Below are 24047 nucleotides of genomic sequence, written 5' to 3'. Positions count from 1 at the left end.
TGCGGCAATTGACGCAAAGTAACGGCACCGCTACCGAACGTCTGCTAGATGTTGGTGAATGCTTGCCCGTGTCGCCCTTGCGGCGATCATCGCCTCGGCCCCCGTCGCGCACCCCCGCGTGGTCTCGGCCGACCCGGTCGACAACACCCCCCACGTCCTCGACGGCATCGTCAACGCCATCGCGCTGGTCGGTGGCACCGTCGTCGTCGGCGGCTCGTTCAGCGAGGTCAGCGACGCCGGGCGCACGTACACGCTGCGCCGGGCCAATCTGTTCGCCTACGACCTGGCGACCGGCCGCATCCTGCGCGGCTTCGCGCCGTCCGTCGCCGGGCCGGTCTACGGGCTGGCCGCCGGCGACCACGGCACGGTCTACGTGGGCGGCGCCTTCCCCGGCGTCAACAACATCGGCGCCCGCGCGCTCGCCCGGATCAGCGTCGCCGACGGGCAGCTCGTCGACGGCTTCATGCCCCGGATCGAGGGGGGCATGGTCACGACCCTGGTCAGGAACGGCTCCAGGCTCTACGTGGGCGGCGACTTCGTCCGGCCGCGCGTGGCCCTGGCCGGGCTCGACGCCGCGACGGGCGTGGCCGACCCCGGCTTCGCCGTCACGCCGGGCGAGCCGCTGACGCCCAGGGTGAAGGTCCAGGCCCTCGCCCTGTCGGGCGGCCGGCTGGCGGTGGACGGCTCGTTCACCACGCTCGGCGGGCGATCCCGGCCGCAGCTCGGACTGATCGACGTCAGCGGGCCCGTGGCCAGGGTCGCCGACTGGCGCACCGAGGTCTACGCGCAGCGCTGCGCGGAGGCGTTCCCCTCCTACGTGCGCGGCCTGGACTTCGCCCCCGACGGCCGCTCCTTCGTGGTCGTCACGACCGGGGGCCCGAAGGGCCGCATGTGCGACACGGCCGCCCGGTTCGAGACGTACGCCGCAGGCCCGGACGTCAGGCCGACCTGGACGAACGCCACCGGCGGCGACTCGCTCTACGCGGTGGCGGTGACCGGCTCAGCCGTCTATGTCGGCGGCCACCAGCGCTGGCTGGACAACCCGCAGGGCCGCGACTCGGCCGGCCCGGGAGCGGTGCCCCGCGAGGGCATCGGCGCCATTCATCCGCGTACGGGAAAGGCGCTCGCCTGGAATCCCGGCCGGGAGCGGGGCATCGGCGTGAAGGCATTTCTGGCGCACAAGACCGGCCTACTAGTCGGTAGTGACACAACGCGACTCGGACGGGAGTACCATGCCCGGATTGGCATGTTCCCCCTGCCCTAGTCGTCCTGCGGCTCGGGCCGGTCGATCCGGCCGCTGAGGCGTGCGCTGACGGCGTCACGCTGCCTCGACAGCAGCACGTAGCTGGCTATGCCGCTGATCACGAAAGCGGCTGCGAGCAGGAACAGCGGGTTTTGCAGGCCGACGAGGTACAGAACACCCAGGGTCACGACAAACAGGCCGATCCGCGACGCGGTGTAAACGAGAACGGGATGCACAGGTTCGAGGTTACTCGTCCCTGCGTAGCGGTCGCTCTTCGCATCGGACGCGAGCGCTGCTACTGTTCCCAGTAAGGGTGTTTCGTAAAGAAACACCCACGAGAGCCCCAAAGAGGCTCTATCATATAACAATCGGGCAGTCAGCTGATAACAACCCGTGATCTTTGTCGAAAACCACGGATAAATCAGGCTTCGCTCGACACACTGGTTACCTGTCCGCCCGCTGGCAGGAAGCGGGATGCGAGGGGGAGAGATTGGTGGAGAGTAGCAGCGAGCGTCTGCTGACCCCAGGAGAGGTTGCCGCCCTCTTCCGGGTAGACCCAAAGACGGTTACGCGCTGGGCTGCGGCAGGCCGCATCAGCAGTATCCGCACCCCCGGAGGGCACCGGCGCTTCCGCGAGTCGGAAGTGCACGCCCTTCTTCGAGGCGAGGACGTTCTCACGGCCGACAGGCCAGCAGGTGAGTCCCCGCGCGTCTGACGTTCCGTCTAGTCGGTGATCCTGAGATCCGCCAGGATCACCGCTGGCGGGACCTCAATCCGCCTCACGTCGTGAGGCCGTGAACGAGCGTGCCTGCGGGCCACACTTCCCGAGGGCAGGCACGGGGCGGCGCCAACCGCCGACCGTGGCTGGCGCCTGTCCTTCTCAGGCGTCCTCCTGGCTGGCCTTGAAGGCCAGGAACTCGCGTTCGAGGTCGTCGTTCTCCTCTTCCCAGCGACTCCGGCGCTCGGCCGCCTCCTCCTCGGTCAGCGACTCGGGCAGCCACTTGTCGTAGTCGGGATCCCCGGGCTGCACGTCCACGTACGCGTTGCCGATCAGACGCCCGTCTTCGCTGGTCAGGCTCTGCGGCACGCGCAGGGTCCCGTCAGCGAGCCGGATGACGTACATGGCTGATCACCTAGATTCCGTAGCGCCGGTTGAAGAAGAGCATGACGTCGAGCGCCATCCGTGTGTCGCCGCCGAGCATGTCGACCAGGGCCGGGCGCTGGCGGGCGGCGATGGCGGCGAAGGCGTCGGCGAAGAACTCCTTGCGGCCCAGGCCGTTGCCCTGGCGGTGGAAGGTCGAGGCCAGCTTGGGGAAGGCGTTCTCGTAGAGCCGGAGGAACTCCGGCGAGTCGGACACCCATTCGCCGTGGAACGAGTCCAGGTCGTCGATGGCGTGGCCGACCTCGTGCATCATCACGTCCGGCGTGGGTGAGGGGCGGTCGCCCACCACGATCTTGCGGTCGCCGTACGCGCCGGCGCAGATGTCCCAGGTGGCCCGGCCGGACGGGAGCGGCGCACCGCGTAAGTACCCCATGTCGTCGAGGTCGGGGACGCCGCCGGGGCCGACGTAGATGCCTTCGAGACCGGCGGCCAGCAGCTCCTTCAGCCGGTCGGGCAGCCGGGCCAGGCTCTCCACGGCGCGTACGGCGTCCTTGGAGGGCGGGCCGTGCCGGGCGTCCCACTGGCGGTGGAGGATCTTCTCCAGCTTGCCGCAGTGGCGCAGGCCGTCGCCGATGGAGGGGGCCTCCGGCCTGTTGGGCTGGGCCCTCGGCGGCGTGTCGTCGAGCTCGAAGTCGTACCAGGTGTAGCGGGGGCGTTCGGCGACGGCGGCGGGCAGGCGTTCACCGCGCTCGCGCAGCGAGAGGCCGTCCCAGGTCACCTCGCGCCGCTGGGGGCCGCCGGGACGGGCGAACCGGTCCGGCTGCTGCTCCCTGCGCCGCTCCGCGCCCTTGAGCTGCTCTCTCGGGGCCTCGGGGCGGTTGTCCCTCCGGCGGGACCAGAAGGAACGGTCCGCGTCCGGAGGAGCCTCGTCACGCCGCGAGAACAGGTACGACCCGCGGCGCCACCAACGGCCGCGCCGATGTCGGCCCTTGTCGTGAGAAAAGGCCATCGCACCCCTTCACGCCGCGTCCATGGCGAACCGGGTTCCACGGTACGACGCCGATCTTCCCGAGTCATCCGAAACGGGACATCGTCCGACACGATCACGTCGCGGATGGCTTACAGTTCGGGCATGGCAGGTGTTCTGATCGGCCTGGCGTTGCTGGCCTTCTGGCTCTTCTCGCTCTTCGACGTCATCACCGCACCCGAGGAAGAGGTCAGGAACGTACCAAAGGCGCTGTGGGTCCTCATCGTCGTGCTGGTCCCGTTGCTCGGCGGTGTGATCTGGATGCTGCGCGGGCGGCCGAAGGCCGAGCGCGACCCGTGGCCGGTGCCGCCGGGCCCGGGCGCGCCGAAGGGCCCGGACGACGACCCCGACTTCCTGAGAGATCTCGACCGGCGGATGCGCGGCGAGGACTAACCGCTGACGTCGGCGTAGCTGTGCAGGCCGGAGATGAAGATGTTGACGCCGACCAGGTTGAACAGCAGGCATCCGAACGCCAGCAGCTGCACGATCATGGCGGCCCTGCCCCGCCAGCCGGCGGTCACCCTGGCGTGCAGGTAGGCCGCGTACGCCACCCAGGTGATGAACGACCAGACCTCCTTGGGGTCCCAGCCCCAGTAGCGGCCCCAGGCGCGGTCGGCCCAGAGCGCGCCGGCGATGACGGCGAACGTCCACACCGGGAAGGCCAGCACGATCGCGCGGTGGGCCACCCGCTCCAGGTCGTCGCGGCTGGGCAGGCGCGACAGCCCCTCCCCGCGCACCAGGAACAGCACCCCCGACACACCGGCCAGCGTGAACAGCCCGCTGGCCAGGATCGCCGCGCTGACGTGGATCGCGATCCAGTACGAGTTCAGCGCCGGCACCACGGGCCCGGCCGCCGTGTAGAGCACCTTGACCGCGAACCCGAGCCCGAGCGTGGCGGCGATCATGACGAACGCGCCCAGGAACCGCACGTTCTGGCGGACCTGGGTGAACAGGAACGCGGTCACGGCGGCGAAGCAGATGGCCACCACGAACTCGTACATGTTGCCCCACGGCCACCGGTCGACCGCCAGGCCGCGGGTGATGATGGCGCCGAGGTTGGCGGCCCAGCCGATCCAGGCCAGCACGAGCGCGACCCGCCCGGCCCTGGCCCCGCCCGCCATGACGGGCGCGGGGTCGGCGACGGCCGCCTCGGCCTCGGGCGCGGCGTCGCCTTCCGAGGGGGCGCCGACCGTGACGGGCTGCCGGGCGGCCCGCTTCACGGCGGCCTTGCCCAGGACGGATCTCCCGAAGGCCAGCTCCATCGCGAAGCCCACCATGGCGATGATGTAGAGCAGGACGGCGCCGACGACGAAATTGTCGCTCAGCCCGGCCAATTGCTCAGCGGACATGCTGTTCTCCTGCTGATAGAGCCTTGACGATCTCGGCGAACTCCTCGGCGAAGCCCGCCGCGGAGCCCTCGGTACGGGTCAGGCCGCCCACGTCGACCCGCCCTTCCCTGACCCGCACCCAGACGCGCCGGCGGCGGATCATCAACGACAGCGCGATGGCCACGACCGCGACGGCCGCGGCGATCAGCGCGGGCACGCGCCCGGGGTCGTAGGCGGTCTGGAGCGTGATCCACTCCTTGACGCCGGTGAACTCCAGCTTCCCCGCCCCGCCGGGCAGCTCCGCCGACTCCCCCACCGACAGTGGCTTGGTCGCGAACGACCCCCGCACCACGGGGACGACCTTGCCGTCGAGCTCGTCCGGCAGGATCTTGTAGACCGACTGGGGCTTGCCCGACCGCATGCCGAGGTCGCCCACGTAACCGCCGAGGAGCTGCACCTGCGGCTGGAGCTCGCCGGGGAAGGCCGAGGCGTAGTTGCCGTCGGTCAGCGGCACGCTGGTGGGCAGGAAGCGCAGCAGGAACCCGAGCTGGGACGGCTGCGCGTCGGGCGCCTTGACGACGCACGACGAGGTCAGCGTGGCCTTCTGGTCGATCAGGCAGGCCACGGGCCCTTCGTAGGCGACCTGGCCCTTGCCGTCGGTGACCTTGAAGACGGGCGCGTAGCCGTGGCCGATCAGGTACGTCTGCGTCCCGTCGACCTCGAGCGGGTCGTTGACCTTGAGCTCGTAGTCGCGGGCGGGCGCGCCGGGCTCGTCGTGCACCTTCAGGTAGGCGGAGTAGTCGAGCTCCTGGCCCTTCTTGTCGCCCTCGACCTGGTAGGTGGCCTTGAAGTCGGTCAGCTCGAACGAGAACGGCTGGAGCGACTCGGCCGAGACCCGGCTGCCGGGGATGAACCTGTCGTAGGCGGCCACGGTGTTGGCGAAGCCGTCGCCCTCGACGACCAGGACGTTGCCGCGGTAGCCGTACAGGGAGCCGAAGCCGATCGCGAGCAGGATGCCGATCAGCGCGACGTGGAAGAACAGGTTGCCGGTCTCGCGCAGGTAGCCCTTCTCGGCGGCCACCCAGCCGTCGCCGGTGACGACGCGGAAGCGCAGCCTGCGCAGCCGCCTGGCGGCCTCCTCCACGGTCAGGTCGCCCTCGAAGGAGTCGGCGTGCGGCAGCCGGGACAGGTTCTTGGGCGCGGCGGGCGGCTTGCGGCGCAGCTCGCGCAGGTAGGTGGCGGTGCGCGGGATGATGCAGCCGACGAGCGAGGTGAACAGCAGCAGGTAGACGGCGGCGAACCAGACCGAGGTGAACACCTCGAAGAGCTGGAACCGGTCGTACCACTCGGCCAGGGTGGGGTTCTGCTGGTAGAGCTGGGCCACCTTGTCGGGTTCGACGCTGCGCTGGGGCACCAGCGAGCCCGGGATCGAGCCGAGCGCCAGCAGGAAGAGCAGGATCAGCGCGGTCTTCATCGAGGTGAGGGTGCGCCAGCCCCACCGGAGCCAGCCGACCGGCCCCAGCCTGGCCTGTCGCGGCTCGCGCTCCTCGCGCACCAGCTCGTCGACGCTCATCAGATCACCGGCTCGAACGCGCCGATGAGCCCCTGCATGGCCGCGATCATCGCACCCCACAGTCCGGTGACGAGCAGCAGCCCGACGGCCACCATCATGCCCCCGCCGATCCTGGTGATCAGCCGGGTGTGCCTGCGCACGGCCTGGAACGTGCGCAGGGCCTTGCTGTAGGCCAGGGCGGCGGCCACGAACGGCAGCCCGAGGCCCAGCGCGTAGGCCACGGCCAGCAGCGCGCCGCGCGAGGCGCTGCCCTCGTTGAGCCCGAGCGTGAGCACGACGGCCAGCGTGGGGCCGATGCACGGCGTCCAGCCAAGGCCGAACACCACGCCGAGCAGCGGCGCGCCGGCCAGGCCCGCGGCCGGCAGCTTGTGGATGCGCACGTCGCGCATCAGGCCGGGCAGCACGCCGAGGAAGGCCAGCCCGAGCAGGATCGTCAGGACGCCCAGCACCCGAGTGATGACCTGGGCGTTGCCCAGCATGATCGAGCCGAGCCCGCCGAACAGCGCGCCGCTGAGCACGAACACCAGCGCGAACCCGGCCACGAACAGCACCGTGCCGAGCACCAGCCGCCCCCGCTTGGGGTCGGCGCTCATGCCCGTCACGTACGACAGATAGCCCGGCACCAGCGGCAGCACGCACGGCGACAGGAACGACACCACCCCGGCCAGCAGCGCGATCGGCACCGCGAGCAGCAGCGAGCCCGAGGCGACGACGTCACTCATCGCGCACCTTGGTCACCGTGTTCATCAGGTCGGTGTACTTGACCGCCCCGAGCGCCCTGGCCGCGATGCGGCCCTGCTTGTCGATGACCAGAGTGGACGGGATCGCCGCGGGCGGCACGGTGCCCTGGAAGGACAGCGCGACCTTGCCGGGCTGGTCGAAGATGTGGGAGTAGCCGGTCTGCTCGGTGCGCTCGAAGGCGAGGGCGTCGGCCTGGCGGTCCTTGAAGTCGATGCCGATGAACTGCACGTCGCCCTTGGTCTTGGCGGCGACCTCCTTGAGCACCGGCGCCTCGGCCCGGCACGGGCCGCACCACGAGGCCCAGAAGTTGATCACCACGACCTTGCCCTTGTGGGCGGCCAGCGAGGCAGTGCCGCCGTCGAGCGTGGGGCCCTCGACCGGCGGGGCCGCCTTGCGGTCGGCGGCGTCGAAGACCTGCATCTTGCCGTCGCCCGCGACGAACCGGGTGTCGCCCACCTGGGGCTGCCCGCTCTGGTTTGCCGCGCAGCCCGCGGCCAGCGCGGCCAGGAGAACGAGGGAGATGGACGTCGCGCGCACGGAGGATGATCTCCTTGTACTACAACCGGTAGAGCTTGCAACTCTACCGGCGGGCAGACATGGCCCCGACATCAGGCCCCTGGTATCGACGGCCCCGAACTGAGCGACCCGGCCGGCTCGCTGTAGCCGACGCTGACCAGGCGGTCGCCCTCGAAGGTGAACGTGGTGAGGCTGGCCAGCGCGCACTGCCGACGGCGCGGGTCGTGCCAGAGCCGGCGGCCCTCGGCGGCCATCCTGATCGTCCAGATCGGGAGCTGGTGGCTGACCAGCACGGCCTCGTGCCCGCGGGCGGCCGCCCTGGCGTCGTCGACGGCCGACTTCATGCGCGCCACGATCGCCGGGTACGCCTCGCCCCACGACGGGCGCAGCGGGTTCCAGAAATAGCGGTAGTTGCGCGGGTTGCGAAGGATGGCCAGCCCCTGGCCGACCGGACGACCCTGCAACATGTTCGCCGCTTCGAGCAGGCGGTCGTCCTTGGTCACGTCGAGGCCGAGCTTGTCGGCGAGCGGGGCCGCGGTCTCCAGCGCGCGTTCGAGCGGCGAGCTGTGGACGGCGACGATGTCGCGGCCGCCGACGGCCTTGGCGACCGTCTCGGCCATGAGCCTGCCGGTGTCGGACAGGTGGTAGCCGGGCAGCCTGCCGTACAGGATGCCGCCGGGATTGTGCACCTCACCGTGGCGCAAAAGGTGGACGACGGTGGTTTCAGCCATGGTGTGCCACAGCCTATCCGTTTCGATGCCGGTCATAGTCAGGGGCTGCCTGGTCCGGCATTTCGCGCGGGGGTATGGTCGGGACGACTGCGCCTAGGGTTCCGCGTCCGGTCCGCCTCCCCCGTCACACAGCCAGGGCCGGAAGACAGGTCCGAGCGGCGCCGCGGCCCGCCGGGCCGTACAGCTGACGGGACAAAAGCCTGGAGGCTCCTCTCCGTCACCCCTGGAAGGAGTCGCCCGGATGAGCCCTTGGGCGCTGGTCCTCATTCTCGTCGCCGCCGTCGCGCACGCCACCTGGAACCTGCTGAGCAAGAAGGCGTCCCAGGCCGACGGCATCGTCTTCCTCTGGCTGGTCGGGGTCGTGGCCACGGTGGTGTGGAGCCCGCTGTTCGCCGGGTTCCTGCTGGTCACGGGCGCCCGGCTGTCGTGGGGCGACCTGGCGGTGATCTGCGGCAGCACGGCCCTGCACCTGGGGTACTTCGTGCTGCTCCAGCGCGGCTACGGCGCGGGCGACCTGTCGCTGGTCTACCCCGTCGCCCGCGGGACGGGGCCGATGCTGGCCAGCCTGGTCGCCGTGTTGTTCCTGGACGAGCACCCGGCGCCGGCCGGCGTGGCCGGGATCGCGCTCGTCGGGGTCGGGGTGTTCATGATGAGCGGCGGGGCGGCCGGGCGGGGCGACCTGCGGGGGCTGGTGTCGGGGCTGGTCGTGGGGCTGTTCATCGCCGGGTACACGGTGTGGGACTCGCAGGTGGTCAGCGCGTTCGCGGTGGCGCCGATCATGCTCAACTACCTCGGGGAGGTCGGGCGGGCGCTGGCGCTGACGCCGTTCGTCGCCGGGGGCAGGCGGCGGATGGTCGGGCAGGTGTGGCGGGAGCACCGGTCGCGGATCGTGGGGGCGGCGTTCCTGATCTTCCTGTCGTACCTGCTGGTCCTGATCGCGTTCACGATGGCGCCGGTGAGCGTGGTGGCGCCGGCACGAGAGGTGAGCGTGCTGATCGCGGTGCTGCTCGGCGGGCGGCTGCTGGCCGAGGGCGACCTGCGGCGGCGGCTGCTGGCGGCCGGCGTGATCCTCGGCGGCGTGGTGGCGATCGCGCTCAGCTGACCGCCCAGGCGTTCTCCTGTTCGCGGCTGACGCTGATCAGGGCCTCGACCGTGGCCCTGATCGCGGGCCGGCGGGCCGCGTCGGTGCGCCACACCGCGTAGATGCGGCGCGTCTGCCGCGGCATGATCGGGACCAGCCGCACGCCGTCGGGCACGCAGTCGCGGCCCAGGCGCGGCACGATCGCGCAGCCGAGCCCGGCGGCGACCAGCGCGAGCTGGGTGGGGTACTCGTCGGCCATGCACGCGATCTCCGGCTCCAGCGAGGCGTTGCGCAGCGTGAAGACCAGCCAGTCGTGGCAGACGGTGCCGGGCGAGGAGCTGATCCACCGCTCGCCGTGCAGCTCGGCCAGCCCCACCTCCCTGCGCTCGGCCAGCGGATGGTCGGCGGGGATGGCGACGTCGGCCACGTCGTCGAGCAGCGTGGCCCTGGACAGGCCCTCGGGCATGGCGATGGGCCGGTTGAGCCAGTCCTGCATCACGCCCAGGTCCAGCTCGCCCCTGGCCACCTCGCGCAGCACCCGCTCGGGCTCACGCTCGTAGAGCTGCACGTGCAGGTCGGGGTGGTGCCTCTTGAGCTGCACGAGCGCGCCCGGCATCAGGCCGCGGGTCGCGGTGGCGAAGGCGGCGATGCCGAGCCGGCCGACGACCTCGCCGCGCAGCGCCTCGAAGTCCGCCTCCGCGGTCTCGACCAGGGCCAGGATGCGCTCGGCGTGCTCGGCGAGCAGGCCGGCGGCGTCGGTCAGCCGCACGCCCCGGCCGCTGCGCTCCATGAGCCGGGCGCCCGTCTCCCGCTCCAGCTTGGCGATCTGCTGGCTGACGGCCGACGGCGTGACCATGAGCGCGTCGGCCGCCGCGCCGACCGACCCGTACACGTGCACGGCGTGAAGTGCCTTGAGCCGGTTCAGGTCCAACATGTAAGCCAGACTAAAGGGTTTAGCGTAGAAAGTCTCGCTTGTCCTTGTATCTGAAGCAGATGAAAATATATGCATGCGAATCATTAAGAGCAGGAAGCCCGAGACCCGTTCCACCTCGTACCTGAAGGTCCTCGCCGAGCAGGCTCGCGAGCAGCGCAACAGGTACCAGAAGACCCGCTCTGCGTGAGCCCCCGCCACCTCGCCCTCGCCGTCGGCCTCGCGGCCGTGTGGGGCTTCAACTTCGTCGTCATGCAGGTCGGCCTGAAGCACTTCCCTCCCCTGCTGTACGCGGGGATCAGGTTCACCCTGGCGGCGTTCCCCGCCCTGCTGCTCGCGGGGCGGCCGGGAGTCCCGTGGCGCTGGGTCGCCGGGGTGGCGGCCACTCTCGGAGTGGGTCAGTTCGGCCTGTTGCTGGTGGGCATGCGAGCGGGCATGCCGGCCGGGCTGACCTCTCTCGTCCTGCAGATGCAGGCGTTGTTCACCGTGCTGTTCGCGGTGACGCTGCTCGGCGAGCGGCTCACCGCCCGCCGCGTCCTCGGCCTGGCGGTCGCCTTCGGCGGCCTGGCCCTGGTCGCGTTCGACTTCGGGGTGTCCGGCCCGCTGGGCGCCTTCGCCCTGTGCGTGGCCGCCGCCGCGGCCTGGGGGCTCGGCAACGTGGTGCAGCGCAGGGCCGCGCCGCCGGACTCGCTGCGGTTCATGGTCTGGGTGAGCGCCTTCTCGGCGCCGCCCCTCCTGCTGCTGTCGCTGCTGGTCGAGGGGCCGCCCGTGCTGACCGCCCCCGCCGAGGGCTGGTTGTCGCTGGCCTACGTGGCCTTCGTCTCGACGCTCGGCGGGTTCGGCGTGTGGGGCTGGCTGCTGCGCCGGTACGACGCCTCGACCGTGGCGCCGTACACGCTGCTGGTGCCGGTGTTCGGCATGTCGTCGGCCGCGCTGGTGGCCGGCGAGCCACTCTCCTGGACCGAACTCCTGGCCGCGGCCCTCATCGTCGCCGGCGTGCTGTACGCCGGCACCAGGCCGCGCCGGGTCACAGAACCGCCGCGGCCGCCTTCGCCGCTGCCGGCAGGGCCTCGGCGATCCGGTTGAGCGCCTCGTCGTCGTGCGAGGCCGACAGGAACCACGCCTCGTACGCCGACGGCGGCAGGTAGACGCCCTGGTCGAGCATCGCGTGGAAGAACGCGGTGAAGGCCGCCGTGTTCTGGGCCCTGGCCTGGTCGAAGTTGCTCACCTCGCCCTCGGCGAAGAAGATCGAGAACAGGCTGCCGGCACGCTGCAACCGGTGGGGCACGCCCGCCTTCGCCAGCGCCTCGGCCGCCGCGTCGCCCACCGCGAGCGCGGCGGCGTCGATGCGCGCGTAGGCGTCGGCGTCGAGGGCGCGCAGGGTCGCCAGGCCGGCGGCGCACGCCAGCGGATTGCCGGACAGCGTGCCCGCCTGGTAGACCGGGCCCTCCGGAGCCAGGAAGGCCATCACGTCGGCCCGGCCGCCGAACGCCGCCGCGGGCAGGCCGCCGCCCATGACCTTGCCGAACGTCATCAGGTCGGCGTCGACCGGGTCGAGGCCGTACCAGCCGGCGGACGAGACGCGGAAGCCGGTCAGCACCTCGTCGACGATGAGCAGCGCGCCGTTGGCCGTGCACAGCTCGCGCAGCCGGGCGTTGAACCCGTCGCGCGGCGGGACGACGCCCATGTTCGCCGGGCACGCCTCGGTGATCACGCAGGCCACCTCGGCGGCCGCGAACGCCTCCTCCACCGCCTGGACGTCGTTGTACGGCAGCACGATCGTGTCGGCCGCCGACGCCCCGGTCACCCCGGGCGTGTCCGGCAGCCCGAACGTCACCACCCCCGACCCGGCCGAGGCCAGCAGGGCGTCGACGTGCCCGTGGTAGCAGCCGGCGAACTTGATCACCTTGGACCGCCCGGTGAAGCCGCGCGCCAGGCGCACCGCGCTCATCGTCGCCTCGGTGCCGGAGCTGACCAGGCGCACCTTCTCGACCGGCGCCATCCTGGAGACGATCTCCTCGGCCAGCTCGACCTCGCCCGGCGTGGCGGTGCCGTAGGAGAAGCCGTGGGCGATCGCGCCGGAGACGGCCTCGACGACCGCGGGATGCCGGTGGCCGAGGATCATCGGGCCCCAGGAGCAGACCAGGTCGACGTAGCGGTTGCCGTCGACGTCGGTGATGTACGGGCCCTGGCCCGAGGCCATGAAACGCGGCGTGCCGCCCACCGCGCCGAACGCGCGCACAGGCGAGTTGACGCCGCCGGGCACCACTTCCCTGGCGCGGGTGAAAAGATCTTCGGAGTTCTGTGTACGGCTCACCCGACCCAGGTTAGTCCCGCAGGCCCGTGCCCCCGCCGCGGGGCGTGCTCAGTCGGCGAGCCATTCCAGGATGCGCAGCGGGTCGGGCAGCGGACGGCCGTCCGGGGGCCGGAGCCAGGAGACCGGCTGGCCCGAGGGCAGCGTGGAGGGCGGCGCGACCACGTAGCTGTCGCGGCAGTGCCAGCGCAGGCCCGGCGTGTCGTCGATGGTGGCCGGGTCGCAGTCGAGCTGGCAGGACCACCACTCGTCCTCGTCCTCGGGGTTGCCGCGGGTGGCCACATAAAACAAGACCCGGTCGCCTTGAGCGGCGACCGGGCCTGGGTGGGCTCCGGCGGCGTCGATCCTGGTGAGGGCCGACAGGCCGGAGGCGAGCGGTACGTCGAACACGTCGAACACGCGCCCTGTGGGCAGGATCACGTTGGCCTCCGGCTCGCTCTCCCACCAGCGGGTCAGCAGCGTCGTGTCCGTCGTGGCCTGCATGTGCCAGGCGGGCGAGAGCGGATGGGCGCCGGGATCGGGACAGCCGACGCGGTCGCACGAACACGCGCGCGGACCGTGCCGCAGCGGAAAGGCACCCGGCACGACGGGCCAGCCCAGGGACGCGTACTCCAGCACGGAATCGATGCGTGTCGGCCGCGACCGCTTTCTGGTACGCCGAGCCAGTGGTACCCCCACCATGGTGTCTCCCGTCGAGTCAGCGCCTGAGGAGGTCCCGGCTCCGGGCCGTTCGCACACCGCGGGACACACCAGCACTTGTCATCGCACTCTAACGCACACGCCTCAGGAGTTGACGGGAAACCCCTTGGTTAGAGCCGTCGCGCCACTTCCGTCGCCCAGTACGTGAGGATCATGTCGGCGCCGGCGCGCTTGATGGCGACCAGCGACTCCATGATCGTCCGGTCGCGGTCGATCCAGCCGTTGGCCGCGGCCGCCTCGACCATCGCGTACTCGCCGCTCACCTGGTAGGCCGCCACCGGCACGTCGACCGCGTCGCGCACCCGGGTGATGACATCGAGGTAGGCCAGTGCCGGCTTGACCATGACGGCGTCGGCGCCCTCCGCCAGGTCGAGCCTGACCTCGCGCAGCGCCTCCTCCAGCGGACCGGCCGGGTCCTGCTGGTGGGTGCTGCGGTCGCCGAACTGCGGCGCGCACTCGGCGGCCTCACGGAACGGGCCGAAGAAGGCGGAGGCGTACTTGACGGAGTAGGACAGGATCGGGACGTCGGCGTGGCCGGCCCCGTCGAGCGCGGCGCGGATGGCGCCGACCTGGCCGTCCATCATGCCGCTCGGCGCGATCATCTGGGAGCCGGCGGCGGCCTGGGCCAGCGCGATGGAGGCGTAACGCTCGAGCGTGGCGTCGTTGTCCACCTCGCCGGACGGGGTCAGGATCCCGCAGTGGCCGTGGTCGGTGAACTCGTCGAGGCAGGTGTCGGCCATGACCACGAGGGCGTCGCCGACCTCGGCGGTCACCTCGCGCAGCGCGACCTGGAGGATGCCGTCGGGGTCGTCGGCCGCCGACCCGATCGCGTCCTTGACCGCGGGGATGCCGAACAGGATCAGGCCGCCCACGCCCGCCTCGGCCGCGTCGTGCGCGGCCTTGCGCAGCGAGTCGCGGGTGTGCTGGAACACGCCCGGCATGGACGACACCGGCTGCGGCGCGTCGATGCCCTCCTTGACGAACATCGGCAGGATCAGGTCCGCGGCGTGCAGCCGCGTGCCCGACACCATCCGGCGCAGCGCCTGGCTGCGGCGCAGACGCCGGGGACGTGCGACGGGGAACTGGGCGCTCACTTGGCTCTCCTCCTGGCGCCACGGCGGTTCTGGGAGGGCCTGCGGGGGCTGTCACCCGCGGCCACGGCCGCCTGGCGCTGCTTGGCACCGAACTCGGCCAGCGCTGCGGCCAGGGCTGATGCGGATGGCTTGTCGGACATGACGTCGACCCGGAGCCCGAACTCCTCGGCCGTCTTGGCCGTCTGCGGCCCGATCACCGCGATCACGGTGACGTTGTGCGGCTTGCCCGCGATGCCGACCAGGTTGCGCACGGTGGAGGACGAGGTGAACAGCACGGCGTCGAAGCCGCCGCCCTTGATCGCCTCGCGGATGGGCGCGGGCGGCGGCGCGGCGCGCACCGTCCGGTACGCCGTCACGTCGTCGCACTCCCAGCCCAGCTCGGTGAGCCCGGCCACCAGCGTGTCGGTCGAGATGTCGGCCCGGGGCAGCAGCACCCGGTTGATCGGGTCGAGCATCGAGTCGTAGGGCGGCCACTCGGCCACCAGCCCTTCGGAGGACTGCTCACCCGAGGGCAGCAGGTCGGGCTTGACGCCGAACTCGACCAGGGCCCGCGAGGTGGCCTCGCCCACGGCGGCCACCTTGAGCCCGGCGAAGGCCCGCGCGTCGAGCCCGTACTCCTCGAACTTCTCGCGCACCGCCTTGACGGCGTTGGCGCTGGTGAAGGCCACCCACTCGTAGCGGCCGGTGACCAGGCCCTTGATCGCGCGGTCCATCTGCTGCGGCGTGCGCGGCGGCTCGACCGAGATGGTCGGCACCTCCTCGGGCACCGCGCCGTAGGCCACGAGCTGCTCGGACAGGCTGCGGGACTGCTCCTTCGTACGCGGCACCAGCACCCGCCACCCGAACAGCGGCTTGGTCTCGAACCACGACAGCCGCTCGCGCTGCCCGACGGCCTCGCCGACCACGATCAGCGCGGGCTCGGTGAACCCGGCGTGCTTGAGGTCGGCCTGCAGCCGGCCGAGCGAGGACACGACGGTGTACTGCTCGGTGGTGGTGCCGCCGCTGCTGACGGCGACCGGCGTGGTGTCGGGCTTGCCGCCGGCGATCAGCGCCTTGCCGATGGCGACGGCCTCGGTGATGCCGTTGTAGATCACCAGCGTGCCGCGGGTGGCGGCGTGGGACGACCAGTCCTGCTCCTGAGCGGCGTCGACGACGCGGAACTCGGGCACGGCCGTGGCCGCCGGGATGCCGGCGTAGGTGAGCACCGCGGTCGCGGGCGGCACGCCGGGCACGATCTCGAAGTCCACCTCCGCCGCCACGCAGGCCGCGACCTCGTCGTCGATCGAGGAGAACAACATGGGGTCGCCCGCGCACAGGCGCACCACGAGCTGCCCGGCCTTGGCCCGCTGGACGTAGTCGCCCTCGGCGACCTCGACGCCCTGGCGGCAGTGCTTGAGCAGCGGGCCGAACTGCTCGTCGTCGAGCACGACGGCGTCCGCCTTGCCGAGAAGTTCGGCGGCGCGGAGCGTCAGCAGGTTGGGGTCACCGGGACCCGCCCCCACGAAGGCGACGAAACCGGAGGTTGGACTATCGGAGCTCAATGGGATTGCTCCCCCATCAATCTGTCGGCCCCTTCGGCGATCATCTCGGCCGCCAGGAGGCGGCCCAGCTGTGCAGCCTCCGAAGGAGAGCCGGCGGCGGACTTGCGGACCGCTTCGCGGCCGTCGATGGAGACGACCACGGCGGTCAGGTTCAGAGTGTGCCCGTCATCGGCCGCGAAAGCACCCACGGGGGCGGCGCAGCCTGCTTCCAGGGCGGACAGCACGGCGCGTTCGGCGGTCACCGCGCTGCGCGTGCGCGGGTCGTCGAGCACGGACAGGGTCTCGATCAGGTCGGTGCGCGGGGCCAGGCACTCCACGGCGAGCGCGCCCTGACCGGGCGCGGGCAGCAGCTCCTCGACCTCGAAGATCTGCGCGATCTCGCCGCCGCGGCCGAGCCTGGTGAGCCCGGCGCTGGCCAGCACGACGGCGTCGAGCTCGCCCGCGGCGATCTTGCCGATGCGCGTGTCGGCGTTGCCGCGGATCGGGACGTACTCCAGGTCGGGACGGAGCGCGCTCAGCATGGCGACGCGGCGCGGCGAGCCCGTGCCGACCCTGGCCCCGGCGGGCAGGTCGGCGAACTTGTGCGAGCCGACCAGCGCGTCGCGGTGGTCGTGGCGCTCGGGGAGCGCGGCCAGCGTGAAGCGCGGGTCCTGCTTGGTCGGCAGGTCCTTCAGCGAGTGGACGGCGAAGTCGATCTCGCCCTCGACCAGCTTGTCGCGCAACGCGCTGACGAACACGCCGGTGCCGCCGAGCTGCGCCAGGTGCGCCTTGGTCACGTCGCCGAAGGTCGTCACGCCCACCAGCTCGACCCGGTGCCCGGTGCGCCCGGTGAGGGCGTCGGCCACCATCTGGGACTGCGTGGTCGCCAGCATGCTGCGGCGGGTCCCCAACCGCAGGTTCACAGCTCCACCTCCCTCACGGCCGCGGGCATCTTCGGATCGAGATTGAACAATTCACGCAGGGCTTCCGCATAATGATCGCCCCCTGGACCGGCGGCGAGCTGCTTGACACGCACAGTCGGCTCGTGAAGCAGTTTGTCAACGACCCTCTGCACGGTCATGGCGACTTCGTCCCTGGCCTTGTCGTCGAGATCGGGCATGCGCATCATCAGGCGGCCCAGCTCGGACTCCACCACGCCCGCCGCCTTGCTGCGCAGCGCCACCACGGTCGGGGTGACGCGGGCGGCGCGGGCGGCGTCGAGGTAGGCGTTCAGCTCCTCGGCCACGAGCGCGCGCACGGACTCGACGGCGTCGCCGCCGCGCGAGCCGATGCCGGACTCCTGGATCGTCTCCAGGTCGACCAGCGTGACGCCGGGCACCTCGCGCACGGCCGGGTCGATGTCGTGCGGCAGCGCCAGGTCGAGCAGGAACACGCCCCTGGTCAGCATGTCGGGGGTGATGACGTGCCGCCCGGCGCCGGTGCAGGTGATGACGACGTCGGCGCCCGCCAGCTCCTCGCGCACGGCCGCGAACGCGACGGCCCGGCCGCCGACCGACTCGGCCAGCCGCGCGCCCCGCTCGTACGTGCGGTTGGCCACGACGATGTCGGTGACCCCGGCGCGCTGCAGCGTGACGGCGGCCAGCGAGCTCATCGAGCCCGCGCCCACCACCAGCGCCCGCCGCCCGGCCAGGTCGCCGGCGAGCGCGAGGCCCGCCGAGACCAGCGAGGGGCCCGCCTGGTCGATGCCGGTGTCGGTGTGGGCGCGCTTGCCGACGCGCAGCGCCTGCTGCGTCAGCTCGTTGAGGGTCGCGCCGACCGTGCCGTGCTTCTGGGCGAGCTTGAGCGCCTGGCGGACCTGGCCCAGGATCTGGCCCTCGCCGACGGCCATGGAGTCGAGGCCGCACACCATCGAGAACAGGTGCTCGACGGCCCGCTCCTCGTAGTGCACGTAGAGATGCGGGGTCAGCTCGTCGGCCGGCACCCCGGAGTGAACGGCCAGCAGCCCGCTGATCGAGGTGACCGCGGCGTGGAAGCGGTCGACCGTGACGTAGATCTCGACCCTGTTGCAGGTCGAGATCACCATGGCCTCCGCGACGCTGGTGTCCTGCTGCACGTCGTGCAGCAGCTTGACCAGCGCGTCGCCGGTCACCGAGACGCGTTCCAGAAGAGCCACCGGAGCGGTCCGATGGCTGAGTCCGATCGCCAGAACACTCATTGACCGTCCACCGCCATGAGTGGCCCCCCAGCCTTGCGTTGCTCGTGGAACGCGAGAATCTGCAGTTCGATTGATAGGTCGACCTTCCGGACGTCGACGGTGTCCGGAACGGTGAGAACGACTGGGGCGAAGTTCAGGATGCTGGTCACGCCCACGGCGACAACACGGTCGCACACTTCCTGCGCCGCTGCCGCCGGTGTCGCCAGTACCACGATCGAGACTCCACGCCGCTTGATGACGGCTTCCAGTTCGTCGATGTGCTCCACATTCAACCCCGCGATGGTGTCGCCCACGACTTCGGGGTCGGCGTCGAAGAGCGCGGCCACGCGGAAGCCTCTGGAGACGAAGCCGCCGTAGTTCGCCAGGGCGCGGCCGAGGTTGCCGACCCCGACGATCGCGACCGCCCAGTCCTGGGTGAGGCCGAGTTCGCGGGAGATCTGGTAGACGAGGTACTCCACCTCGTAGCCTACGCCGCGGGTGCCGTATGAGCCGAGGTGCGAGAGGTCCTTGCGGAGCTTGGCCGAGTTCACGCCCGCGGCCACGGCCAGGTCCTCCGAGCTCACGGTCGCGATGCCGCGCTCCGCCATCCCGTGCAGCGCCCGGAGGTACAACGGAAGCCTGGCGACCGTCGCCTCGGGGATGCCGCGGTCACGGGACTGGGACGGGCTCTTCACGTGCCGGAGCTCCAGGGAACGGGCGGTGGGGACCGCTGAACGGATTAGAACCGTCTTTCAGGTTAATCCCTTTGTGAACCGATGCACAAAGTAGGGGCGCTACGGTTGGGGACATGCATCGCATCACCTTGCTCGGCAAACCCGGCTGCCACCTCTGTGACGACGCCCGCGCGGTCATCGCCAGGGTGGCCGGCGAGCTGGGCGTGCCGTGGGAGGAGGTCAGCATCGACTCCTCCGAGGAGCTCAGGGAGAAGTACTGGGAGATGATCCCGGTGACGCTGATCGACGGCGTGCAGCACGACTTCTGGCGGGTCGACGAGGCCCGCCTGCGCGCCGCCCTGGCCTAGAACATGACGGTGGGCAGCGGCACCACCTTCGCGGCGTTGACGTTGAGCTCGATGACGTTGGTGGCCAGGACCATCGCCTGACGCTCGTTGAGGAAACGCTCGACGTGCGGCTGGCGCTGGTGGTCGCGGTAGGCGACCTCGTCGCGGTAGAGCTCGTAGACGATGCGCTGCAGGGGGGCCGACTTGACGGCGTGGCAGGCGTAGACGAGCGTGTCGGGCTCGCCGCGGCGCACGGCCTCGACGGTGGCCTCGGCCAGGCGGTCGAACGCGTCGCCGGCGCCGTCCATGATCGTGAAGACGGTGAGCAGGCCGTAGATGCTGGGCGAGGGCCTGCCACCCGCCTGCTGGGGCTGCGACGGGGTGAACAGCTCGGCGCCGGGGTAGGCCACGCCGGTGCCGGGCATCGAGTAGTCGGGCCGGGAGGGCTGGGCGTCCATGCGCGGGGAGGTGTCCATGCGCGGGGGCGGGGAGCCGTTCATGATGTAGCCGGTCGCGGGGCCCGACTCGGGCGCGGCCCCCATCCGGGCGGCGTAGTCGACCTGCTGGTCGCCCGCCCGGTACTCGGCCACCAGGTCGCCCAGGCCGGGCGAGCGGCGCGGGGGCGCCACGGGAGGCGGCTCGGCGGCCGGCACGGGAACGGGCATGGGCACGGGCTCGGGCGCGACCCTGCGGCCCGGCCGGCGCTCCACCTCGTCGTGCGGCGCCTCCAGGTCGTCCTCGTCGTCCTCGTACGGCGCCAGCGGGCGCAGCACGGTGTACCAGATCGCCGCCGCGCCCACCGCGAGCAGCGCGGTGGTGAACAGCGGCGGCACCGCGAACCGCATGGCGCCCACCAGGGCGATGCTCGACGGCGCGATGACCAGGACCGCGTGGAGGTTGTCGGTGTCGTACTCGTCGCCGCCGCGCCACTTGAGCGCGGCCACCACCACGCACGCCAGCAGGACGAGCACGTCGATCGTGTGCACGCCGGCGAGCAGGTAGTCGGGGATGAGCCCCCACGTGGCCGCGCCGGTCGGCAGCGCCTTGCCCAGGTCGGTGGACCTGAGCGGGTCGAAGGTCAGGATCGCGACGGAGACGACGGTGAGCGCGATGCCGAACAGCCAGGCCAGGAACCTCGGTGGCACCTTGTCGGACAGCAGCTGGATCAGGCCCACGGCCAGCCAGAGCGGCGCCAGCAGCGACCCGGTCACCTGGTAGAGGCGGAAGGTGACCGATCCGAACCCCAGGACGTGACCGACGCCGATCGCGGCCAGCGACAGGCACAGGGCGCCGGCTGCAACGGTCCAGGCGATCAACCACCCCTCGGGCTCGTCGCGCAGCCGCCTGATCAGGGCGCCTGTCGCGACGGCGGCGAGGAGCGCACCGGCAAGGGCTATGACAGCAACGAGGATCTCCATGGTGACTCCAATGCTGCCGGACGATGCCTCCCGGCCGGTAGCCGAAGAGGAAACAGGCGCTCCATGAGGGGCTTCGCCGCAGGCTGTGGGGTATGCGCCTATACGGTATAGGGCGATTACTCGTAGCCAGCCCAGCAGGCGCGGATTGTGGAATTTCCAGTTGATTTCTAGAGTATTCGAGCACGCCGCACCCCTTACCCCTAGGGATACCGGATGCCTGATTCGTGGCCGTTCGCCGGGCTGCTTGCTCCAGCGGTCGCTGGACCTGCCCGGACGGGCGAGCTTGGCGTGCGCGAAGAAGTGCCCGACGACATCCGTACGCTGGTGCTGCACGCCAAGAACGGATGCACGGACTCCTTTGGCACGCTCTACGACCGCTATGTGGACCTCGTCTACCGCTACATCTACTTCCGGGTCGGCTCCCACCAGCTCGCCGAGGACCTGACCAGCGAGACCTTCCTGCGCGCGCTGCGCAGGATCGGCGACTTCACCTGGCAGGGCCGGGACTTCGGCGCCTGGCTCGTCACCATCGCCAGGAATTTGGTGGCCGACCACTTCAAGTCCGGCCGCTACCGACTGGAGATCCCGACGGGAGAGCTGATCGACGTGCCGCTCGAAGGCGCGCACATCCCGGAGAACGCGGTGGTCACGGCCATCATGAACGACCGGGTGCTGCGCGCCGTCCGCGATCTCAATCCCGACCAGCAGGAATGCGTGGTGCTGCGCTTCCTGCACGGCCTCTCGCTCGCGGAAACCGCGTTGATCATGGGGAAGAAGAGTGGAGCGATCAAAGCGCTGCAGTTTCGGGCCATTCGAACGCTCGCCAGGGCACTCAAGCACGACCTGGCGTAACCTCTCCCACCCGCACCTCGTTAGGCCAGTTGTCACGGCTGGATCCCTCAGGGAGCTGTCATGAGTAGGGCGCGCAGGCGGCGGGAGCTCGTCATCGAGCGTCTCACGGAGCTGCACGGCCCGTCTCTGGGCGGCGGGCCCGAGCCGGCCTTCCGCGAGCGGCTGCGCGCGGACCTGGTCTCCGGCCGCCTGCTGCTGTCGGCGCCCGACGAGGAGCTCGCGCCGGCCCCGGCCGTCCCGCCCGTACGCCGCCGTCGCCGTCCGCTGCTGTCCCAGGTCGCCACGTTGGGTCTGGCGGGGGCCATGATGGTGGCGTCCTTCGCCACGTACCAGGCGGTCCCTGGCGACACGCTCTACCCGCTCAAGAGGGCCGCGGAGAGCACCCTGGTGCACCTGAGCACCGACGACGCCCAACGCGGCGAGCGCGAGCTGGCCTCGGCCGAGACCCGCGCCAAGGAGGTCGCCAGCCTGCTCGGCTCGTCCACCGACAGCCCGCTGGTCGGCCAGACGCTCAAGGACATGGAGGACTCCACCCGCTCCGGGATCAGCCGGCTGACGCGTACGCAGCCCCGTTCGTCCAAGATCAAGAAATTCGCCCAGAAGCAGCGGGAAACGGTCGAACCGATGCTTGACCACCTCACCGAGGCACAGAAGGGACAGGCCGCCGGCTACCTCGACTACATCGAAGGGCTCGTGGCACCGGCTAGGTAAGCTGAACCGCATGTGGCGGCTAATGCGACGACGACACGAGGTTGGGGCCGAGGCCGCCGGCGAGGCCGCGGCGCGGGCGGCGGTCACCGTCGCGCCGGCCGAGCCGGTCGAGCCCGACCTGGAGGCGGCGGCCTTCTTCGACGTCGACAACACCATGATGCGCGGCGCGTCCATCTACCACTTCGCCCGCGGGCTGGCCACGCGCGGCATGTTCACCACATCCGATCTGCTGAAGTTCGCCGTCGGCCAGGCCGTGTTCCGGCTGCGCGGCAACGAGAACCCCGAGCACATCGCGGTCGCCCGGGAGACCGCGCTCGCCTTCGTCGCGGGCGCCAAGGTCGACGACGTCGTCCGGCTCGGCGAGGAGATCTACGACGAGGTCATGGCCGACCGCATCTGGGGCGGCACCCGCGCGCTCGCGCAGAGCCACCTCGACGCCGGCCAGCGGGTCTGGCTCGTCACGGCCACGCCCGTCGAGCTGGCCCGGGTCATCGCCCAGCGGCTCGGCCTCACCGGCGCGCTCGGCACGGTCGCCGAGACCGCCGGCGGCGTCTACACCGGCCATCTGGTGGGCGACCTGCTGCACGGCCCGGCCAAGGCGGAGGCGGTGCGCGCGCTGGCCCGCCGCGAAGGGCTCGACCTGACCCGCTGCACGGCCTACAGCGACTCGGCCAACGACCTGCCGATGTTGTCGCTGGTCGGCAGCGCGGTGGCGATCAACCCCGACAGCGAGCTGCGCGAACACGCCAGGAAGCACGACTGGCCGGTCAAAGACTTCCGTACCGGCCGCAAGGCCACCATGACCGCGCTGCCGATCGCGGCCGGGGTCGGCGCGATCGCGGGCGGCGTCGCGGCGGGCATCGCCCTGCGCAAGCACTACCGCTCCCAGTAGCCGCCCGCGGACGAGGACGACGGCGTGGCCCGGCGACGTGGACGGCTCCTTGACGTCCACGGCCGGGCGCACGCCGGCGCCGGTCATCGCAGGCGCTCGAACAACTTCCGGGCCTCCGGCTGCCGCCACTCGATCCGGTTGGGGTCGTTCTGGGCCGGTTTCCATGGCACGGTGACGAACGACACCCGCGTCGCGGACGTGGCTCTGGCCAGCTCGACCATGGCCTCCAGGCTCAGGTCCGTCCTGATCGACTTGCGCACTTCGCCGAGGAAGCCGCTCAGCCGGGCCGGGTCGGCGGCCGCGCTCCTCGCCTTCTTCAGCATCGCCAGCAGCAGGATCTGCTGCCGCTTGATCCGCTGGACGTCCGAGCCGTCGCCGTAGCGGCGCAGGCGGGCGTAGCCGAGGGCGCTCTCGCCGTCGAGCGTGACTTTGCCGGCGGGCAGTTTCAGTTTCGACGCCTTGTCGTCCACGGGCGACCTGAGCGTGATCTGCACGCCGCCGAGCGCGTCCACCATGCCCTTGAAGCCGGTGAAGTCGACCTCGACCGTGTGGTCCACCCGGACGCCGGTCAGCTTCTCCAGCGTCTTGCTCAGGCAGTCCGCTCCCCCGGTGTTGTACGCCGAGTTGATCATGTCCTTCCGCGCCGGGTCGGACCCGCACGACGGGATCTGCACGATCGAGTCGCGCGGCACGCTGACCCCGACGGCCTGGCCGCGGTCGGCGGGCACGTGCACGAGCAGGATGGTGTCGGAGCGCCTGCCGCCCTTGTCGGGCATCCTGGCCGTGGCGGGCCCGTACTTGGCGTTGCCCGGCCCGCCGCGCGTGTCGGAGCCGATCACCAGGATGTTGCGGGCGCCGGTCATGTCGACCGGCCGCGCGCCCGCCGGCGGGGCGGCCACGGTGTTGCCGTTGACCAGCATGGTCGGCACCGCGACGGCCGCGGCCGTGCCCACGGCGACCAGGCCGGCCGTCCAGTAGGCGTTCCACCTGCGCCGCGGGCGCTCCCGCAGCAGGCGGTCGCGCTGGCGGACGAGCGTCGGGGGCGGCTCGTGCTCCAGTTCCCCGCCGAGGTCGCGGAGCATCCGCAGGTCGTCCATG

Annotated in this window: 27 protein-coding genes; 9 read left to right on the top strand and 18 right to left on the bottom strand. The window is 71.2% G+C overall.

The genetic code is table 11. The features are described 5' to 3' along the window. Positions 1-58: 58 nt before the first annotated feature. A complete protein-coding gene (locus ABZ459_RS05765; protein WP_357966336.1) occupies positions 59-1264 on the top strand; it encodes a hypothetical protein in 1206 nt (401 codons plus the stop codon). On the opposite strand, the gene ABZ459_RS05760 is transcribed toward ABZ459_RS05765, so the two are convergent. Next, positions 1261-1479 (bottom strand): DUF4229 domain-containing protein, encoded by a 219-nt coding sequence (locus tag ABZ459_RS05760; protein WP_352357263.1) that lies wholly within the window; start codon positions 1477-1479, stop codon positions 1261-1263. The two genes, ABZ459_RS05765 and ABZ459_RS05760, sit on opposite strands and share 4 nt — an antisense overlap. Before the next feature lie 257 nt (positions 1480-1736). Between ABZ459_RS05760 and ABZ459_RS05755 the strand changes: the two genes are divergently transcribed. Next, on the top strand, positions 1737-1958 hold the full coding sequence (locus tag ABZ459_RS05755) for a BldC family transcriptional regulator (protein WP_026214226.1): 222 nt from the start codon (positions 1737-1739) through the stop codon (positions 1956-1958). A 165-nt stretch (positions 1959-2123) separates the two neighbouring features. Here the strand turns inward: ABZ459_RS05755 and ABZ459_RS05750 are convergent, their stop codons facing one another. Together ABZ459_RS05750 and ABZ459_RS05745 are read right to left on the bottom strand one after the other, a co-directional pair. Next, positions 2124-2366, bottom strand: coding sequence for a hypothetical protein (locus tag ABZ459_RS05750; RefSeq protein WP_357966334.1), 243 nt, complete (start codon positions 2364-2366; stop codon positions 2124-2126). Between the two features lie 10 nt (positions 2367-2376). Continuing rightward, positions 2377-3354, bottom strand: coding sequence for a hypothetical protein (locus ABZ459_RS05745; RefSeq protein WP_357966331.1), 978 nt, complete (start codon positions 3352-3354; stop codon positions 2377-2379). A 123-nt stretch (positions 3355-3477) separates the two neighbouring features. Between ABZ459_RS05745 and ABZ459_RS05740 the strand changes: the two genes are divergently transcribed. Continuing rightward, positions 3478-3765 (top strand): PLDc N-terminal domain-containing protein, encoded by a 288-nt coding sequence (locus tag ABZ459_RS05740; protein WP_357966328.1) that lies wholly within the window; start codon positions 3478-3480, stop codon positions 3763-3765. On the opposite strand, the gene ccsA is transcribed toward ABZ459_RS05740, so the two are convergent. The 5 genes from ccsA to ABZ459_RS05715 all read right to left on the bottom strand — a co-directional run bounded on the left by ccsA (position 3762) and on the right by ABZ459_RS05715 (position 8261). Beyond that, positions 3762-4721, bottom strand: coding sequence for a cytochrome c biogenesis protein CcsA (gene ccsA, locus ABZ459_RS05735; RefSeq protein WP_357966325.1), 960 nt, complete (start codon positions 4719-4721; stop codon positions 3762-3764). The genes ABZ459_RS05740 and ccsA overlap by 4 nt on opposite strands. Further along, positions 4711-6273 (bottom strand): cytochrome c biogenesis protein ResB, encoded by a 1563-nt coding sequence (locus ABZ459_RS05730; RefSeq protein WP_357966323.1) that lies wholly within the window; start codon positions 6271-6273, stop codon positions 4711-4713. The genes ccsA and ABZ459_RS05730 overlap by 11 nt, the downstream gene beginning before the upstream one ends. Beyond that, a complete protein-coding gene (locus ABZ459_RS05725) occupies positions 6273-6995 on the bottom strand; it encodes a cytochrome c biogenesis protein CcdA (RefSeq protein WP_352322524.1) in 723 nt (240 codons plus the stop codon). Before ABZ459_RS05725 ends, ABZ459_RS05730 begins: the two co-directional genes overlap by 1 nt. Further along, a complete protein-coding gene (locus tag ABZ459_RS05720) occupies positions 6988-7551 on the bottom strand; it encodes a TlpA disulfide reductase family protein (protein ID WP_357966320.1) in 564 nt (187 codons plus the stop codon). Before ABZ459_RS05720 ends, ABZ459_RS05725 begins: the two co-directional genes overlap by 8 nt. 71 nt (positions 7552-7622) lie before the next feature. Next, positions 7623-8261 (bottom strand): histidine phosphatase family protein, encoded by a 639-nt coding sequence (locus tag ABZ459_RS05715; RefSeq protein ID WP_357966317.1) that lies wholly within the window; start codon positions 8259-8261, stop codon positions 7623-7625. A 241-nt stretch (positions 8262-8502) separates the two neighbouring features. Here ABZ459_RS05715 and ABZ459_RS05710 point away from each other — a divergent pair, with 241 nt between their 5' ends. After that, positions 8503-9363 (top strand): DMT family transporter, encoded by an 861-nt coding sequence (locus ABZ459_RS05710; protein ID WP_357966315.1) that lies wholly within the window; start codon positions 8503-8505, stop codon positions 9361-9363. Here ABZ459_RS05710 and ABZ459_RS05705 read toward each other — a convergent pair. Beyond that, positions 9356-10276 carry a LysR family transcriptional regulator gene (locus ABZ459_RS05705; RefSeq protein ID WP_357966312.1) on the bottom strand — a complete coding sequence of 307 codons (921 nt, stop codon included), beginning with the start codon at positions 10274-10276 and terminating at the stop codon, positions 9356-9358. The genes ABZ459_RS05710 and ABZ459_RS05705 overlap by 8 nt on opposite strands. Before the next feature lie 183 nt (positions 10277-10459). Between ABZ459_RS05705 and ABZ459_RS05700 the strand changes: the two genes are divergently transcribed. Beyond that, positions 10460-11359, top strand: a complete 900-nt coding sequence (locus ABZ459_RS05700) for an EamA family transporter (RefSeq protein ID WP_357966310.1) — start codon at positions 10460-10462, stop codon at positions 11357-11359. Here the strand turns inward: ABZ459_RS05700 and hemL are convergent. The 7 genes from hemL to ABZ459_RS05665 form a co-directional block, all read right to left on the bottom strand. Continuing rightward, positions 11301-12590: a glutamate-1-semialdehyde 2,1-aminomutase gene (gene hemL / locus ABZ459_RS05695; protein WP_357966308.1), complete on the bottom strand. Its 1290-nt coding sequence runs from the start codon at positions 12588-12590 to the stop codon at positions 11301-11303. The two genes, ABZ459_RS05700 and hemL, sit on opposite strands and share 59 nt — an antisense overlap. A 48-nt stretch (positions 12591-12638) precedes the next feature. Next, positions 12639-13268, bottom strand: a complete 630-nt coding sequence (locus tag ABZ459_RS05690) for a bifunctional DNA primase/polymerase (protein WP_357966306.1) — start codon at positions 13266-13268, stop codon at positions 12639-12641. A 128-nt stretch (positions 13269-13396) separates the two neighbouring features. Next, positions 13397-14380 (bottom strand): porphobilinogen synthase, encoded by a 984-nt coding sequence (hemB, locus tag ABZ459_RS05685; RefSeq protein WP_357966304.1) that lies wholly within the window; start codon positions 14378-14380, stop codon positions 13397-13399. After that, the gene (locus ABZ459_RS05680; RefSeq protein ID WP_357966302.1) at positions 14377-15882 is read right to left on the bottom strand and encodes a bifunctional uroporphyrinogen-III C-methyltransferase/uroporphyrinogen-III synthase; all 1506 of its coding nucleotides are present in this window, start codon (positions 15880-15882) and stop codon (positions 14377-14379) included. Before ABZ459_RS05680 ends, hemB begins: the two co-directional genes overlap by 4 nt. A gap of 35 nt (positions 15883-15917) precedes the next feature. After that, positions 15918-16823: a hydroxymethylbilane synthase gene (gene hemC / locus ABZ459_RS05675; RefSeq protein WP_357966299.1), complete on the bottom strand. Its 906-nt coding sequence runs from the start codon at positions 16821-16823 to the stop codon at positions 15918-15920. Then, positions 16820-18076, bottom strand: a complete 1257-nt coding sequence (locus ABZ459_RS05670) for a glutamyl-tRNA reductase (RefSeq protein ID WP_357966297.1) — start codon at positions 18074-18076, stop codon at positions 16820-16822. The genes hemC and ABZ459_RS05670 overlap by 4 nt, the downstream gene beginning before the upstream one ends. Then, positions 18073-18750 (bottom strand): redox-sensing transcriptional repressor Rex, encoded by a 678-nt coding sequence (locus tag ABZ459_RS05665; RefSeq protein ID WP_357966294.1) that lies wholly within the window; start codon positions 18748-18750, stop codon positions 18073-18075. Before ABZ459_RS05665 ends, ABZ459_RS05670 begins: the two co-directional genes overlap by 4 nt. A 113-nt stretch (positions 18751-18863) precedes the next feature. On the opposite strand from ABZ459_RS05665, the gene ABZ459_RS05660 reads away from it, so the two are divergent. Next, positions 18864-19097 carry a glutaredoxin family protein gene (locus tag ABZ459_RS05660; RefSeq protein ID WP_352322537.1) on the top strand — a complete coding sequence of 78 codons (234 nt, stop codon included), beginning with the start codon at positions 18864-18866 and terminating at the stop codon, positions 19095-19097. Here ABZ459_RS05660 and ABZ459_RS05655 read toward each other — a convergent pair. Next, positions 19094-20494 (bottom strand): antibiotic biosynthesis monooxygenase, encoded by a 1401-nt coding sequence (locus ABZ459_RS05655; protein WP_357966291.1) that lies wholly within the window; start codon positions 20492-20494, stop codon positions 19094-19096. The genes ABZ459_RS05660 and ABZ459_RS05655 overlap by 4 nt on opposite strands. A gap of 288 nt (positions 20495-20782) precedes the next feature. Between ABZ459_RS05655 and ABZ459_RS05650 the strand changes: the two genes are divergently transcribed. From ABZ459_RS05650 to ABZ459_RS05640, 3 genes are read left to right on the top strand one after another with little or no spacing between them, the layout of a single operon-like run. Continuing rightward, the gene (locus tag ABZ459_RS05650; RefSeq protein WP_357966288.1) at positions 20783-21346 is read left to right on the top strand and encodes a sigma-70 family RNA polymerase sigma factor; all 564 of its coding nucleotides are present in this window, start codon (positions 20783-20785) and stop codon (positions 21344-21346) included. 60 nt (positions 21347-21406) lie between these two features. Further along, on the top strand, positions 21407-22057 hold the full coding sequence (locus tag ABZ459_RS05645) for a DUF5667 domain-containing protein (RefSeq protein WP_357966286.1): 651 nt from the start codon (positions 21407-21409) through the stop codon (positions 22055-22057). 22 nt (positions 22058-22079) lie between these two features. Further along, the gene (locus tag ABZ459_RS05640; RefSeq protein ID WP_357966284.1) at positions 22080-22949 is read left to right on the top strand and encodes an HAD-IB family hydrolase; all 870 of its coding nucleotides are present in this window, start codon (positions 22080-22082) and stop codon (positions 22947-22949) included. An 83-nt stretch (positions 22950-23032) separates the two neighbouring features. Here the strand turns inward: ABZ459_RS05640 and ABZ459_RS05635 are convergent, their stop codons facing one another. Continuing rightward, positions 23033-24046 carry an LCP family protein gene (locus tag ABZ459_RS05635; RefSeq protein WP_357966282.1) on the bottom strand — a complete coding sequence of 338 codons (1014 nt, stop codon included), beginning with the start codon at positions 24044-24046 and terminating at the stop codon, positions 23033-23035. Position 24047: the final 1 nt, after the last annotated feature.

The sequence above is a fragment of the Nonomuraea sp. NPDC005692 genome (assembly GCF_040631115.1).
Lineage (GTDB): Bacteria > Actinomycetota > Actinomycetes > Streptosporangiales > Streptosporangiaceae > Nonomuraea.
The sequence above is the reverse complement of the archived record's forward strand: the minus strand, read 5'-3'. Positions and strand labels throughout refer to the sequence as shown.